The organism is Streptomyces sp. NBC_00568, assembly GCF_026341855.1.
Lineage (GTDB): Bacteria > Actinomycetota > Actinomycetes > Streptomycetales > Streptomycetaceae > Streptomyces.
This window is the reverse complement of record NZ_JAPENW010000001.1, coordinates 3,600,730-3,615,692: the sequence shown is the minus strand read 5'-3', so window position 1 is coordinate 3,615,692 and position 14,963 is coordinate 3,600,730. Positions and strand designations below refer to the sequence as shown.

The window sequence follows — 14,963 nt, the reverse complement described above, 5'->3', positions numbered from 1 at the left end:
CCACGGGCTCTCCCGGGCGGAACCCCATCGGACCCGGCCCGCGCTACTCCGGCACCGTGAAGTAGCGGGCGAACGCGCTCACGACCTCCCTCTCGCCGATCCGTCCGTCGGCGTCCGCGTCCAGGGCGGCGGCGGCCGCGGTGGCGAGGTCGTCGCCGACTCCGAGAGCCCTGAGGACGCGCGTGGTCTCCTCGACCGTGGCCGCGCCGTCCCCGTCGGTGTCCGCCACCGCGAGGGCCGCGTGCAGGAAGGGGCGGGCGATCTCGGCGAACCGCTCGGGGTTGTCGCGCAGCCGCTTCACCGCGCCGCTGACGAACTCCTCGCGGGTGATCCGCTGATCGCCGTCCCGGTCCGCTATCCCGGCCATGCCCTGCCAGAACGCCTCGGCTCCGATGTACAGGGCCTGGCCCTTGTCCGACCGCGCCGTCGTACCGAACTCGGCGAGCACCGCCTTGGTCGCGACGTTGAAGTCCTCGCGGTCGATGTAGCCGTTGCCGTCCTGGTCGAAGCCGGCGAACCGGGCGGCAATCCTGCGCTCGTACTCGGTGCTGACCATGGTGTCTTCGGACCGCCTCACTTCTCAGCCGGCCTCGGCCGGACTGCGGTTCATCTGGAACGGAGAGTACGACGACCGGGCCGCCCAGGGAGCGGGAAAACGACTGTTGCACCAAGACCGCGGGAATTCTGGAACAACCGCGTGGCGGTGCGTCGCACAGTGAGCAGGGGGCGTCACTCCGGGCGAAGGCGCGGGCACGGTGCCCTGCGGGTGGTGTCAGGCCGACAGCGGGCGGGACTCCTCGTCGACGGCCGCGTCGACGTCGGGGTACACGTCGAAGAGGCGGCGCACACCGAGAGCCGCGAGGACGCGGTTGACGTGCGAGCCGTCGGCCGCTCCCTGGGCGGGCAGGATCAGCCGCAGGCGGCCGCGGCAGGAGCGCATGAGGCGACGCGCGGCGATCAGGACGCCGACACCGCTGGAGTCGCAGAACACGACCCCGGAGAGGTCCAGCACGATGCTGTGCCGGCCCTCGGCCACCACGTCGTGCACGCTCTGGCGCAGCGCCGGCGACGTCACGAGGTCGAGCTCGCCCGACACCCGCAGCACGGCCCACTCGCCCACTTCACGGCTCACGGCACCCGGGCCGCCCGTACTCGCTGTGCCGCCCGCGCCGCCCTCGCCGTCGGTCACGTCGGTCACCTTGAGCGTCACCGCCACGCCTCTCGCTCGCCTCGTCCAGCAGAAACGGAAGCACTCCGTACGCTTCCTTCCAGTGCGGCTGCCCACCCGCAGTTCCATGAAACACGGATCCCCACAGGAAGAAACGCCTGTCTACGGTCGAAAATCCTTCAGGAGGGGTCACTTTCGGTCGCGTACGGTCCGTTGCAGCCATCTCTGGGGACGGAAACGCCACGCCTCTACCATCTATGGCCAGTCCAGGGGCGCACATTGGCGCAAAGGGGCGTGCGCTGTCGGACGTGCCGACTACATTCAGGACAGCAGTTGCACACAGTCTGGACAGCGGCACTGCATGGCTGGACAGCGACAGGGGACACGGCCGGGACACCGGCCGGACACACGGACGGGCGCCGGGCACTACCAGAGGTGAGGGGGCCGCATGGCGAAGCAGGACGCACCGCCCCGCTGGGACCGCAAGATGCAGCAGCGGCTCTCCCGCGGGGAGGCGGCCGCGCTCGGTGAGCTCTACGACCGGTTCGCGTCGCTGGTGCACGGCCTCGCCCATCGCGTGCTCGGAGACGAGCGGGCCGCCGACGGGATCACCCGCGAGGTCTTCGCCCACGTCTGGGAGAACCCCGACACGTACGACCCCAAGCAGGGCCCCCTGCGCTCCTGGGTCGCCGCGCTGACCCACCGTCTCGCCGTGCAGCGCCTGCGCGCCACCGAGACCGCCGCGCTCGCCCAGGGCGGCCAGGGCACCACCGAGGAGCTGGAGCGCAAAGTGCGCAGCGCGTCCGTCGCCGCCCGCGCCGACTACATCGTCACCTCCATGCCCACCCCGCTGCGGGCCGCCCTGGAGCTCGCGTACTTCCAGCGCCGCGACTACCGCCAGGCCGCCGCCGACCTCGGCGTCACCGAGGACGAGGCCCGCCGCCGGCTCCGCCTCGGCCTCCAGCTCCTGTCCACCGCCCACGACACCGGACCCGCCGGCGCCCCGCCCGAATTCGGGGGTGCGAGGTGACCGAAGGAAATGACCGGTTCGAGTCGTTCGACGACGAGGGCGGGAACCAGGACAAGTACGAGAACACGTACGAGAACACGTACGAGGACGGGCACGAGGACCCGTACGAGGACGGGTACGAAGACCCCCGGGGCTCCCGGGAGCCCCGTGACCCCGGCCTCCCCGGGAGCGGCGACGCCGGGCCGGGCCCGGGCGGGCCCCCGCGCATACCGCCGCCGCGCACCTCCGTCGAGGACACCGGACGGGCACTGCCCGAACCGGCCGCCACGCCCGGCCCGGCGCCGCTCGTCCTCGAACACCGGGTCCTGAAGTCACTGCTCGGCGCGTGGGCGCTGGCCGCCTGCTCGGCGGACGAGACGACGGCCGTCGAGGACCACCTCGGGCACTGCGGCTCGTGCGCGGACGAGGCGCTGCGGCTGCGCGAGGCGGTAGGGCTGCTGCATCCCGCGGAGAGCCTGGACCTGGACCCGACGCTGCGCACCCGCGTCCTGACGAGCTGCCTCGACCGGCGCCCGCCGCGCATCCCGGTACCCGAGTGGGCCGCTCCGTACGACGCCGAGACCGCCCGGCTCGACGCCCTGCTCCAGGACATCGGCGGTTCAGAGTGGCACGCGCCCGTGCGGCTGCGCTGGTTCGAGGGCGACGGGCCCACGAGCCGCCGGACGACGGTCGCCGGGGTCATCGCCCATCTGCTGAGCGTCGACGGACTGGTCGCCGTCGCGCTGGGCCTGGACGACCCGCTCGGCGTCGCCGGAGCCGAGCGGCCGACGCCGCAGGAGCGCACCGAGGCGTACTGGCGGGCGTCGGACGTCCCGCCCACCCGGTCCGTGCGCCGGCCCTGGCGGGAGCAGAGCCACACCATCGTGCGGACCGCGTCGTTCGTGGAGGGAGGCGCCTCCCACGCCCGCGCGGTCGAGCGCGGGGCGGGCTCCGGACTGCTCACCGTGGCGTACGGCGGCTTCGAACTGCCGCTCAGCGACTCGCTGCTGGACCGGGCCTTCGAGTGCTGGGTGCACGCGGGGGACATCGCCGACGCGGTGGACTACCCGTACGAGCCGCCCGCTCCCCGGCACCTCCACCGGATGATCGACCTGGCCGCGCGGATGCTGCCCGTGTCGCTCGCCGAGCGGCGCCGGGCGGGGCTGTCGGCCCCGCCGGCCCGGCATCTCGTCACCGCGGGTGCTCCGGGGCGCAGCCTGCGCCTCGAGATCGAGGGCTCCGGCGGCGGTGAGTGGCTCATCCCGCTCGACTCGCCCGGAGCCGTCGGCTCCGCCGAGCGCGAGGTCGCCCATGTCGCGCTGGACGGGGTGGAGTTCTGCCGCCTGGCCGCGGGCCATGTGTCCCCGGAGGAGGCCGCCGCCGGACAGGACGGCGACCGTGAGGCCATCAGGGACGTGCTGTTCGCGGCGGCGTCACTGAGCCGGATGTAGCCGGGGCGCCGGGCGGAGCCGCGGACCGGGACCGCATGTCCCCGGCCGCCCAGGCCTCAGCGCCTCACGCCGGTGCGCCGTCACGCCCGTATGCCGGTACGCCCGTATGCCGGTGCGCAGGAGCGGCCCGCGCACCGGTGGGCAGAGCACCCGTCCCTTACGCCCTTACGCCCTTACGCCCTTACGCGAAAACGACCGTCCGGCGGCCGTTCAGCAGGATGCGGCGCTCCGCGTGCCACTTCACCGCGCGGGCCAGCGCCTGGCACTCCACGTCACGGCCGATGGCGACCAGCTGGTCGGGGGTGACGTCGTGGCCGACCCGCTCGACCTCCTGCTCGATGATCGGGCCCTCGTCGAGGTCGGCGGTGACGTAGTGCGCGGTGGCGCCGATGAGCTTGACCCCGCGGGTGTGTGCCTGGTGGTACGGCTTCGCGCCCTTGAAGCTCGGCAGGAAGGAGTGATGGATGTTGATGATGCGGCCGCTGAGCTGCTTGCAGAGGTCGTCGGAGAGGACCTGCATGTAGCGGGCGAGGACGACCAGCTCGACCTCCTTCTCGCGCACCAGCTCCAGCAGCTGCGCCTCGGCCTCGGCCTTGGTGTCCTTCGTCACCGCGATGTGGTGGAAGGGAAGGTCGTACGACCCCACGAGCTCCGCGAAGTCCGTGTGGTTGGAGACCACGGCGGCGATCTCGACGGGCAGCGCGCCGATCCGCGCGCGGAAGAGCAGGTCGTTCAGGCAGTGGCCGAACTTGCTGACCATGAGGACGACCCGCATCCGGTCCTCGGCCCGGTGGATCTGCCAGTCCATGTGGAAGGCGTCACCGATGGCCGTGAAGCTCGCGCGCAGCTTCTCCACCGTCACCGGCGACTCCGCCGAGAAGTGGACCCGCATGAAGAACAGGCCCGTGTCGTGGTCGCCGAACTGCTGACTGTCCTCGATGTTGCAGCCTGTCATGAACAAGTAGCTCGACACGGCGTGCACGATGCCCTGCTTGTCGGGGCACGAGAGGGTCAGGACGTACTGCTCGGCGGCGGGGGCGGCCCCGCGGACGGACGGCTCATTCATGCGGGACAGCGTCCCATACCAGGCGCCCGGGGCGGAGTGTCGTCCCGCCACACGGACGCCCCGCGGACACCCCGCGGGCGCCCGCTACTGTCCGACCCGCAGGGCCGACCGCTAGGCCGACCGCGTCATGATGCGCAGGACCTCCAGCGTGCGCGGAGGCGCGTCCGGGTCCTCGCCGTCGCTCGCGGCCAGCCGTACGTGCGCGGCGCGCGCGGCCTGCAGGGCCTCCGGCCACGCCTGGTGGTCGAGATAGGCGGAGACGGGCGCGTCGGGTCCGACCTGGTGCATGATCCGCAGCACCCGCAGGACGGCGCTGTCCACGAGGGCCGCCTCCTGGGAGTCGCGGAAGATCGTGCCGACGTATTTCTCGGCCGACCAGTTGTCCAGCCAGGTGTCCTCGACCAGGCGGTACACGGCGTCGGTGACGTCCCCGTATCCGTCGACACCGGCGAGCCAGACGTCTCGCTGGAAGGCGGGGTCGGAAAGCATGTGCAGCGCGGAGCGCACATTGCTGCGCCAGCGCCACCACGGCATGTCGTTCAGTGGCATGCCGCCCATGGTGGATGAGCGACGGCCGCGACGGGAAGAGTTCTCCGAACCTTGCACGGTCACCGATCGTACGTTCCCTGTGAAAAGCAGTTCATCGGCCCCCGCAATTCACCTCTACGTCACCCCGTGTCGACCCAAGGTCACACAAGGGTTCTCGGTGTGAGGGAATCGTGCCTGTCCATGACCGGTAGGCGACGTACTCGCACCACCTCCCCCGTTCCGCCCCGGCCCTTAAAGGCCATGCTGCTGTACGCGAGCGCGCTGGTGGCGTGCGCGTCGGTCGCCGTCGGGTGCGGGGCCATCCCTGGTGCCACGGGGGGCTCCGGGGATGGCCCCATCAAGGTGATGACCTGGGCCCCGGAGAAGACCAACGCGACCAACAAGCCCGGCATGCCGGCGCTGGCGAAGGCCTACGCACGCTGGGTCAACGCCCACGGCGGCATCAACGGCCGGGAGCTCGAGGTCCTCACCTGCAACGACCACAACGAGTCGGTCTCCGCCGCGGACTGCGCCGTGCGGGCCGCCGACGAGAACGTCGTCGCGGTCGTCGGTTCCTACAGCCAGCACAGCCAATCGTTCCTCGCCCCGCTGGAAAGCGCGGGCATCCCCTACATAGGGGGCTACGGCGTCACCGACGACGAGTTCACCAGCCCCCTCTCGTACCCCGTCAACGGCGGCCAGCCGGCCCTGCTGGCCGGCCTCGGCGAGCAGCTCGGCAAGAACTGCGGCCCGGTCTCGCTCATCCGCCCCGACACCATCGCCGGTGACGAGCTCCCGGTGCTGCTCAACTCCGGCCTGAAGAAGCAGGGACACGCGGAGGCCGCGGACCAGCGGGCGGCCGAGGACGCCACCGAGTACTCCGTGCCGACGCAGCAGGCGCTCCGGCACGCGACCTCCGACGCGGCCGTGCGGGGCTGTGTGGTCCCCGCGCTCGGCGACCGCACCAACACCTTCATGGACTCGTTCCGGCGCGACAGCACGAGCTACCCGAAGGTACGCACCGGCACCGTCATCGGCAGCGTCGACCAGTCGCAGATCGACGCCACCGGCGGCAGGTCGGGCCCCTACGAGGGCTCGTACATCACCGGCTGGTACCCGACGGCGAGCGACCCTCGCTGGGACCAGATGCGCAAGGTGATCAAGGAGCAGGCCTTCGGCGACAACCGGATCGTGCCGGATGACGCCGGGGTGCAGACCACCTGGATCGCGTACACCGTGCTGAAGAAGGTCATCGAGTCCATCGGCGCGGGCGAGGTCTCGTCGCTCACCATCCGGCGCACGCTCGACAACGGCCTGAAGGTGAGCACCGGCGGGCTCACGCCGACGCTCAGCTGGCGCTTCGAGGACATGATCGCGGCCGTCGACTTCCCGCGTCTCATCAACTCCGACGTGACGTTCCAGGTCGTACGCAACGGTCAGCTGACGGCGGCACGGCGCGGGTTCGTCAACATGTCGAAGACGCTGGAGAACGCGGACTAGCGCGAAACACTCCGGACGGACGTCGTCCTCGGCCGGGGCGGCTCCCGCCCCGGCCACCCGGAGGGGTCAGAGCTGGGTGCGGGCCCGCTGCGTCAGGCCGTACTTGGAGGCGATGGAGTTCCACAGCCTCGCGGCCTTCTCCTTCTCGGTGGAGGCCGTACCGCTGGCCTGGTTGGCCGCCAGGGTCTGGCCGGTGGTGCGGGCGTGGCCCTTGCGGCAGCCCTTCTTGTCCTTGACCTGGTCGGCCCAGGCCGCGTAGTGGTTGTCGGCGGCCGCGGAGGCCTTCCAGCCGTTGGTGAGGGCGGCGGACAGCTCGGCGTGGTTCGGCAGCTTGTCGACCGCGAGGGCGGAGAGCCGGGTCACCAGCTCGCCCCGCTGCTCGGCCGCGTCCCGCAGATCACTGGCCGCCTGGTCGAGGTTGTTGCACACCTTCACGTCGGCCACGGCGTTGATCACCGCGTCACGGCTGTCGCTGCTGTCGGCGAGGAGCTTGTCCAGTTCGACGGCCTGTGCCTTCGCCGGGTCGGCGGCGGGTGCCGACGAGCCCTGCGTGGCGGGCGCCGTCGCGGACACCGGCTTGCCGGTGTCTTCCTTGCCGTCGTCGCCTCCGCCGCCGCTGAGCGCCGCTCCGGCGCCGATGCCGAGCACGATGATGCCGATGCCGACGGCCGCGATCACCGGGACGCGCGAACGGCCGCCGCCACCGCCGCCCGCTCCGTCGCCGTCGGACGCGCCGCCACGCCGTGCGGCGGCCCGGCCACCGGGTGCGCCGGGCGCGGTCTGCGCGCCGTACGTGTCGTGCGGGGCCTGCGGTGCGGACGCGTCGATGCGCGGCATCATCTGCGTCGACCCGTGCGCCTCCGGCTCACTGCGGAAGAGGTTGTCGAACTCGGCGGGGGGCTGTCGCTCCTCCGGCCCGCCGGAGGGTATTCCGTAGGACCCGGCCGACTGCGCGGGCACGGGAGCGATGTACTGCGTGGCGTCGGCGTCCGAACCGGCCGCGGGCGGCATGGCTCCGGCGCCGGGGCCGCCCTGCGGCGTCCGCCCGAGGAACCGCGTCGCGTCGGCCTGGACCTCCGGCGGCAGCGCGCCCGGTCCCACCGGCGGTATGTACTGGGTGGCGCCGTCCGGCGCGGCGGAGACGGGCGGGATGAACTGCGTCGCGCCCTCGTCGCCACCCGGGGCGGCCGGAATGTATGGAATGTATTGGGTCGCCCCGTCATCGCCGCCGGGCGGAAGCGGCACGGACTGTCCGGTGTGCCCGCCCTGCTGACCCTGCTGGCCTTGGGCCCCGTAGCCGTCATAGCCGTCGTAGCCGGCCGCCGCCTGCGAGCCGTGCGCCCCCGGCGCATAGCCGTTCTGCGCGCCGTACGACGACGCCTGCGCGGCCTCGGGCGGCAGCGGTCCGGCGCCGGACGCCTGCGGCTGGGCGAAGCCCTGCGCCTGCTGGGAGCCGTGCGGGTCCGAAGCAGGCCAGCCCTGGGACCCGGAGGACGCGGAGGCGCCCCACTCCGGGGTGGAGGGCGTCGGCGGGGACGGCTCGGCGGCGCCCCACGCCTGGGTGCCGTTCACCGGCGCTCCCCAGCCGTCACCGGGCTGCGGCGCCGGGGCGGCCGACTGGTCGGGGCCCCACGGCCTGCCCCAGGCCTGACCACCCGCCGGGGTGGCACTGTCACCCGTCGTACCCGGCAGCAGCGGCTCGCTGCCGTCGGAGGGCAGCACGATGCCTTCGCGCGCGGGCCGCGCCGAGGGCTCCTCGCCCTGTCCACTCTGCGTCACCGGGACTCCTACGAATGGGGGACCTTCGGGATCGTCGGCTCACGCTACCGGGTCCCCGCAGCCCGGTGCCACGCAGCACGGGACCCGACCCCCGCACCCTGTGACACGGGTAACGAAACCGCCCCCGAAAGCGCTGTATTTCACATCCTCCGCTCACAGCGCCCTCGTTTTCCCGGCGTTCACGCCGGTACAGGCCATATGGTCACGTGCGCGGCGGCGGGGGAGCGTGAGATAAATGATCACGCCCGCACCGGACCCGGCGATCGCGCTACCGCACCCCTCGCCGATACGGCCCGGCCGTACTCCGCACGCCGCAGTTCCCGTGGGGCGCACGCGGCGTGCGCCCCCGCCGGGGCACGCACCGGTCCGTCCGCGCCGGGACGCCGACACTCAACCCACGTGCCCCACCCGTGCGTTCACGCCGCCGCCTGCAACTCCATGCGCGCCCCGAACTCCCGTACCACCGCCTCGTCCCGGAACGGTTCCAGGCGCTGCTGCAGGTCCTCCAGATACTCGGCACCCCGGTTGGAACGGAGCGTGCCGAGCAGTTCGACGGCGCGCAGACCGGTGTTGCAGGCCTGCTCCACCTCGCGCTGCTGGACCTGTGCCGTGGCCAGCAGGACATAGCCGATGGCGCGGCGGCGGGCACGCGACTCGGGATGTCCGGCGAGAGACTCCTCGGCGCACCGCGCGGCGGCCTCGGCCTGGCCGAGGTCCCGGTGGCAGTGGGCCAACTCGTCGGCCAGATAGGCCTCGTCGAAGTGCGCGATCCACGTCGGGTCGTCCCCGGAGGCCGGGTCGGCGCCCTCCAGAGCGGTCACGGCCCGCCCGGACGCCACCTGCGCGGCACGTGCGTCGCCCATCAGCGCGTGCCCGCGCGCCTCGGCCGCGTGGAACATCGACTCCGCCCGCGGTGTCACCCGCCCGCGTGCCCCCTCCTGCGCCGCACGCGCCAACTGCGCGATCTCGCGCGGGTTGCCGAGCTGGGCGGCCAGGTGGCTCATGGACGCGGCGAGGACGTACCCGCCGTAGCCGCGGTCCCCGGCCGCCTGGGCGAGCCGCAGCGCCTGGATGTAGTAGCGCTGGGCGAGCCCGGGTTGGCCCGTGTCGATGGCCATGTAGCCGGCGAGCTCCGTCAACCGGGACACGGCGGCGAACAGTTCGCGTCCGACGGCCTCCCGGTAGGAGCCGGCGAGCAGCCCGGAGACCACGCTGTTCAGGTAGTGCACGACGACCGGGCGCACATGCCCGCTGCCGTACTGGTGGTCGAGCTCGACCAGGGCCTGGGTCATCGCGCGGACCGCCGCCACGTCCGAGATCCCGACGCGCGGGCCCGCCGAGCGGGCGACCTGCGAGTCCGGTGCCGAGATCAGCCAGTCGCGGCTCGGCTCGACGAGCGCGGAGGAGGCGACGGACGAGCCGGACAGGAAGTCCCGCCGCCCCACGTCGCTGCGCCACAGTTCGCAGACCTGCTCGATCGCGCCCAGTATCGTCGGCGAGAACTGGAGACCGACGCCGGACGCGAGGTTCTTGCCGTTGGCCATGCCGATCTCGTCGATCGTGACCGTCCGGCCGAGCTTGCGGCCGAGCGCCTCGGCGATGATCGCCGGAGCTCGTCCGCGCGGCTGCTGGCCACGCAGCCAGCGTGCGACGGACGTCTTGTCGTAGCGCAGATCGAGTCCGTGTTCCGCCCCGCACATGTTGACCCGGCGGGCCAGCCCGGCGTTCGAGCAGCCCGCTTCCTGGATGAGTGCCTGCAGTCGTTCGTTCGGCTGCCTGGCGATGAGTGGCCTTGCGGCCATGGCGTACCCCCTGTGGCTGCGGTGCCTGCCCACGCACCGAGTTGACGTGTCTTCACGGGCCGACCCGTCGAAAGAAGTCGGCCAGGAAGATCAATGCCCCGCAGACATACCGAAGATGCGAGACATGTGAGGATTGCCGGGGTAAGGGCGGTTGCCCGACCCCACCCCTGATTACCCACTACCGGCTGCCGTTCCCCCTGCGCGCCCCCACACGTGCATCCATGCGCCCCAGGCGCGGAATCGATGCCCCTCCCCCGCGCGCGTGTCCCCCGTAACCCGAGGTGGACCCGGGAGTTGAGTCCCACGTGGAAGAGACCATCGCAGGCACCGAGTCCGCACAGATCCCGAAGCAGCGTGGCGAATCGCTGCAGGAAGCCGCCGTGCGCTATGCCGAGGAACGCCACTGGGACGTGTTCCCCGGCACTTGGCTGGAAGCGGCCGGCGGAGTGCAGCGCTGCTCCTGCGGAGAGCCGGCCTGTGCCGTGCCCGGAGCGCATCCGGCGCGCGAGGACTGGGCGACTCAGGCGACGGGCAGTGCGACCGTCGCGCGCCGGCTCTGGTCGAAGCAGCCGACGGCGTCGATCCTGCTGCCCACGGGGCGTACGTTCGACGCGATCGACGTGCCCGAGACGGCCGGGTTCCTGGCGCTCGCCCGCATGGAGCGGATGGAGCTCACCCTCGGTCCTGTGACCTGCACACCGGACCGGCGCATGCACTTCTTCGTGCTTCCCGGCGCCGCGGCGAAGGTCCCCGATCTCGTACGGAAGCTGGGCTGGCCGCCGGCCTCGCTCGACCTGGCCGCGCTCGGCGAGGGGACCTATGTGGCCGCGCCGCCCACCCGGTTCGGCTCCCGGGGTGCCGTGCAGTGGGCCTGCCGGCCGACGCACGCGAACCGCTGGCTGCCGGACGCGGAGGAGCTGATCTCGCCGCTGGCCTACGCCTGCGGACGGGATCGGTAACGGCGCGATCCGCGCCGCCGGAGCGATGGCCCGGCGGCCGGGCTCCGTCGTGGCTGGTCGCGCCGTACTCCACACCCCCGGGCCGGCCCGTCGGCCCTTAGGGTGCCTACATGACCGAGGGAGCGAAGGACGACGGCGTGCCCGCCGTACGCGTGCGAGGGCTCTGGAAGCGGTTCGGGGAACAGGTCGCCGTCGCCGGGATCGATCTGGAGCTGCCCGCGGGCCGGTTCATCGGGCTCGTCGGTCCCAACGGGGCCGGCAAGACCACCACCCTGTCGATGGTGACCGGGCTGCTCAGGCCCGATCAGGGCACCGTCGAGGTGGTCGGTCACGACGTGTGGCGCGACCCGGTGGAGGTGAAGGCGCGGATCGGCGTGCTGCCCGAGGGGCTCCGGCTCTTCGAGCGGCTCTCCGGGCGGGAACTGCTCGGGTACACCGGCCGGTTGCGCGGCCTGCCCGGTGCCGAGGTCGACAAGCGCGCCACCCAGCTCCTCGACGTCCTCGACCTCGCGGGCGCGCAGCACAAACTCGTCGTCGACTACTCGACCGGCATGCGCAAGAAGATCGGTCTGGCCTGCGCCCTCCTCCACAACCCCGAAGTCCTCTTCCTCGACGAGCCGTTCGAGGGCGTCGACCCGGTCTCCGCGCAGATCATCCGCGGTGTCCTGGAGCGGTACACCGCTTCCGGCGCCACCGTCGTCTTCTCCTCCCACGTGATGGAGCTGGTCGAGTCGCTGTGCGACTGGGTCGCCGTCATGGCCGCCGGGCGCATCCGCGCGTACGGCCCTCTCGCGGAGGTGCGCGGCAGCGCGCCCTCGCTCCAGCAGGCTTTCCTGGAACTGGTCGGCGCGCACGGCCGCGGCACCGCGACTGACCTGGACTGGCTGGGCGGCGGGGCTCCCCGGTGAGCGCCGGCAGCGGCGTCTCCGCCGCGTCGATCACGCCCGTCGTCGTCCGTCTGAAGCTGTCGCTCCTGCGCAACGGGCTGCGGCAGTCCGCCGGGCGGCGGGCCGCCTACCTCGTCTCCCTGGTGCTCGTCCTGTTCGTCGCCGCGCTCCAGCTGATCGGGCTGATCGCGCTGCGCGGCAACGCGCACGCCACCACCGTCGCCGTGGCGCTCGTGACGGTGACGGCGCTCGGCTGGGCCGTGATGCCGCTGTTCTTCCCCGGCGGCGACGAGACGCTCGATCCGACGCGGCTGGTGATGCTGCCGCTGCGGCCGCAGCCGCTCGTCCGGGCGCTGCTGGCCGCCTCGCTGGTCGGCATCGGGCCGCTCTTCACCCTCTGCCTGCTGGTCGGCTCGGTGATCTCGGTCGCGCACGGGACGGCGGCGTACGTGACGGCGGCCGTCGCCCTGGCGCTCGCCCTGCTGGTCTGTGTGGCCCTCGCCCGGGCCGTCGCGGCCGCCAACATCCGGCTGCTGTCCAGCCGCAAGGGCCGCGATCTGGCGGTGCTCAGCGGACTGGTCGTCGCGGTCGGCGTGCAGCTGGTCAACTTCGGCGCGCAGCGCCTCGGTTCGGCGGGCGGGCTGTCGACGCTGGACCCGGCGGCGGACGTGCTGCGCTGGGTGCCGCCCGCGTCGGCGATCGGCGCGGTGGACTCGGTGAGCGACGGATCGTACGGCAGCGGGATCGCCCAACTCGCGCTGTGCGCGGCCGCCCTGGCGGGGTTGCTGGCTCTCTGGTCCCGCCATCTGACACGGCTGATGACCTCGCCCGACGGGTCCACGCTCCAGTCGGCGGAGCCCGCCGCACGGGACCGGGGCTCGTCGGGGATCGGGCGGCTGCTGCCGGCCGGACGCACCGGCACGGTCATGGAGCGCAGTCTGCGGTACGTGTGGCGCGATCCGAAGACCAAGGCGGCGTGGGTGACCTCACTGGCCATCGGGCTGATCGTGCCGGTGTTCAACGCCCTTCAGGGGACCGGCACGGTCTACTTCGCGTGCTTCGCGGCGGGGATGCTCGGGATCCAGATGTACAACCAGTTCGGGCAGGACACGTCCGCGTTCTGGATGGTCGCGATGACGATCTCCTCGACCCGTGACGCGTACGTCGAACTGCGCGGGCGTGCGCTGGCCCTGCTGGTGATCACCCTGCCGTACGCGACGCTCGTGACCGTCCTGACGACCTCGCTGCTCGATGCCTGGCGCCAGCTGCCCGAGGTGCTCGGCCTGTCCTTCGCACTGCTCGGCGCGATGCTGGCGACCGGCGCCTGGTCCTCGGCCCGCTTTCCGTACTCCATCCCCCAGGAGGGCTACAAGAACGTGGCCCCCGGTCAGGCCGGACTCGCCTGGATCTCCATCTTCGGCGGCATGGTCGCGGCCGCTCTGCTGGCCGCCCCCGTCATCGCCCTCACGATCTGGCTGAACGTGAGCGCGGACGGGGACCGGTGGAGCTGGCTGCTGCTGCCCGTGGGGGCCGTCTACGGGGCGCTGATCACACTGCTCGGGCTCCGGCTGGCGGCGCCCCGGACGGCCCGGCGCCTGCCGGAGATCCTGGCTGCGGTCAGCAAGGGGTGAGCCTGCGCCGGGCGGCGCAGGCCGGGTCACGTTCCGGCGCCGCTCCGGCCGTCCCGGCCGCCGGGGACAGGGGCGGTGCTAGCTGGTGAGTACACCGTCGAGGAACGGCTCGATGGCGGCTCGCCACGCCTCCGGCTGGTCGTAGTGCACCAGATGGCCGGCGTCGGCGACCTCCGCGTACTGGCCGCGCGGCAGGACCCGGACCATCTCCTGGGACTCGGCCCGGCCGAGCTCGCCGTCGAGGCCCCTTACGACCAGGGCGGGGCACTGGACCTGCGCGAGCTCCTCCCAGTGGGCGTCGTACACCCATGTCTGGCGGGACTTGAGCATCTGCTCCGGTTCGAAGACCGGGCGCCAGCCGTCGGGGCACTCGTGCATCACCTCGGCGTAGAACTCGCCGCGGGAGGGGTTGCGGCGCTCCACCCAGGGGTCGTCCTCGCCGAACCACTTCCGTACGTCGGCGAGCGTGGCGAAGGGAACGGGCCAGGCCTTGAACCAGTCCTCCCACTCGCGCTGCGAGGCGGCACCCAGTGCCGAGGCCCGCATGTCGCAGATGATCAGGGCGCGGACGAGATCGGGGCGCTTGGCGGCGAGCTGCCAGCCGGTCAGGGCGCCCATCGCATGGCCGATGAGGACGGCCGGTCCGAGGCCGAGCTGGTCGAGGGCGGCTTCGGCGTCCTCGACGTAGGCCTCACGGGTGTACTCGGCCTCCGGGCCCTTGTCGCTCTGGCCGTGGCCCCGTTGGTCGAGGGCGATGGCGCGGTGCCGCTCGGAGAGCCAGCGGGCGGTGGACGCCCAGTGCGAGGCACGGCCCATGAGGCCGTGCAGTAACAGCACGCCGGGCGCCTCGGAGGCCCTCGGCTGGTCGCTCTTGGGAGGATCGGCGAACTCCCAGGCGGCGAGGCGTACGCCGCCCGCTCCCGTCACGTCGATGCGCCGCACCATCGGTAATGGCACCCCCCTAGCTCGCTCGGACCCGCCCGCTCCCGCTCGATCCGGCTGGTCCACTCGTACCGCTTCCTGCCGCTGCTCCTGCTGCTCTGCTGCTCGGTGTCCGTATGTGTACTCCCGCCACACCGTCACGTTATCGAATGGGGTTTCGAGAATGGCCTTTCTGGCCGCAACACCCCTCGTTCGAGTGACCACCCGCGAGGATTGACCGCCGCCGCTGCGGGGAGATCTT

General features: G+C 72.3%; 13 protein-coding genes. 6 read left to right on the top strand and 7 right to left on the bottom strand.

Annotation, left to right across the window (positions count from 1 at the left end):
• Positions 1–43 precede the first annotated feature (43 nt).
• Together OOK38_RS15845 and OOK38_RS15840 are read right to left on the bottom strand one after the other, a co-directional pair.
• Complete coding sequence (locus OOK38_RS15845; protein ID WP_266759872.1) at positions 44–556, bottom strand: EF-hand domain-containing protein; 513 nt, start codon at positions 554–556, stop codon at positions 44–46.
• 216 nt (positions 557–772) lie between these two features.
• Entirely contained in the window at positions 773–1,132 is a 360-nt protein-coding gene (locus OOK38_RS15840; RefSeq protein WP_266765737.1) for an STAS domain-containing protein, read from the bottom strand.
• Between the two features lie 484 nt (positions 1,133–1,616).
• Here OOK38_RS15840 and OOK38_RS15835 point away from each other — a divergent pair, with 484 nt between their 5' ends.
• The gene (locus OOK38_RS15835; RefSeq protein ID WP_266759874.1) at positions 1,617–2,198 is read left to right on the top strand and encodes a sigma-70 family RNA polymerase sigma factor; all 582 of its coding nucleotides are present in this window, start codon (positions 1,617–1,619) and stop codon (positions 2,196–2,198) included.
• Positions 2,195–3,628 (top strand): MDMPI N domain containing protein, encoded by a 1,434-nt coding sequence (locus tag OOK38_RS15830; protein WP_266848531.1) that lies wholly within the window; start codon positions 2,195–2,197, stop codon positions 3,626–3,628. The genes OOK38_RS15835 and OOK38_RS15830 overlap by 4 nt, the downstream gene beginning before the upstream one ends.
• 181 nt (positions 3,629–3,809) lie before the next feature.
• Here the strand turns inward: OOK38_RS15830 and purU are convergent, their stop codons facing one another.
• Entirely contained in the window at positions 3,810–4,694 is an 885-nt protein-coding gene (purU, locus tag OOK38_RS15825; RefSeq protein WP_266759876.1) for a formyltetrahydrofolate deformylase, read from the bottom strand.
• Between the two features lie 111 nt (positions 4,695–4,805).
• A complete protein-coding gene (locus tag OOK38_RS15820) occupies positions 4,806–5,306 on the bottom strand; it encodes a hypothetical protein (RefSeq protein ID WP_266759878.1) in 501 nt (166 codons plus the stop codon).
• Between the two features lie 117 nt (positions 5,307–5,423).
• Between OOK38_RS15820 and OOK38_RS15815 the strand changes: the two genes are divergently transcribed.
• The gene (locus tag OOK38_RS15815; protein ID WP_266848530.1) at positions 5,424–6,722 is read left to right on the top strand and encodes an ABC transporter substrate-binding protein; all 1,299 of its coding nucleotides are present in this window, start codon (positions 5,424–5,426) and stop codon (positions 6,720–6,722) included.
• A 66-nt stretch (positions 6,723–6,788) separates the two neighbouring features.
• Here the strand turns inward: OOK38_RS15815 and OOK38_RS15810 are convergent, their stop codons facing one another.
• Both OOK38_RS15810 and OOK38_RS15805 read right to left on the bottom strand, forming a co-directional pair.
• Positions 6,789–8,501 carry a hypothetical protein gene (locus OOK38_RS15810; RefSeq protein ID WP_266759882.1) on the bottom strand — a complete coding sequence of 571 codons (1,713 nt, stop codon included), beginning with the start codon at positions 8,499–8,501 and terminating at the stop codon, positions 6,789–6,791.
• Between the two features lie 416 nt (positions 8,502–8,917).
• Positions 8,918–10,303 (bottom strand): transcriptional regulator, encoded by a 1,386-nt coding sequence (locus OOK38_RS15805; protein WP_266759883.1) that lies wholly within the window; start codon positions 10,301–10,303, stop codon positions 8,918–8,920.
• A gap of 305 nt (positions 10,304–10,608) precedes the next feature.
• Between OOK38_RS15805 and OOK38_RS15800 the strand changes: the two genes are divergently transcribed.
• The 3 genes from OOK38_RS15800 to OOK38_RS15790 all read left to right on the top strand — a co-directional run bounded on the left by OOK38_RS15800 (position 10,609) and on the right by OOK38_RS15790 (position 13,780).
• Positions 10,609–11,262, top strand: a complete 654-nt coding sequence (locus OOK38_RS15800) for a bifunctional DNA primase/polymerase (RefSeq protein WP_266759885.1) — start codon at positions 10,609–10,611, stop codon at positions 11,260–11,262.
• A 110-nt stretch (positions 11,263–11,372) separates the two neighbouring features.
• On the top strand, positions 11,373–12,170 hold the full coding sequence (locus OOK38_RS15795; protein ID WP_266759887.1) for an ABC transporter ATP-binding protein: 798 nt from the start codon (positions 11,373–11,375) through the stop codon (positions 12,168–12,170).
• Entirely contained in the window at positions 12,167–13,780 is a 1,614-nt protein-coding gene (locus tag OOK38_RS15790; protein ID WP_266759888.1) for a transporter, read from the top strand. Before OOK38_RS15795 ends, OOK38_RS15790 begins: the two co-directional genes overlap by 4 nt.
• Positions 13,781–13,858: 78 nt before the next feature.
• Here OOK38_RS15790 and OOK38_RS15785 read toward each other — a convergent pair whose 3' ends face one another.
• Positions 13,859–14,725, bottom strand: coding sequence for an alpha/beta fold hydrolase (locus OOK38_RS15785; RefSeq protein WP_266759890.1), 867 nt, complete (start codon positions 14,723–14,725; stop codon positions 13,859–13,861).
• Between the last annotated feature and the right edge of the window lie 238 nt (positions 14,726–14,963).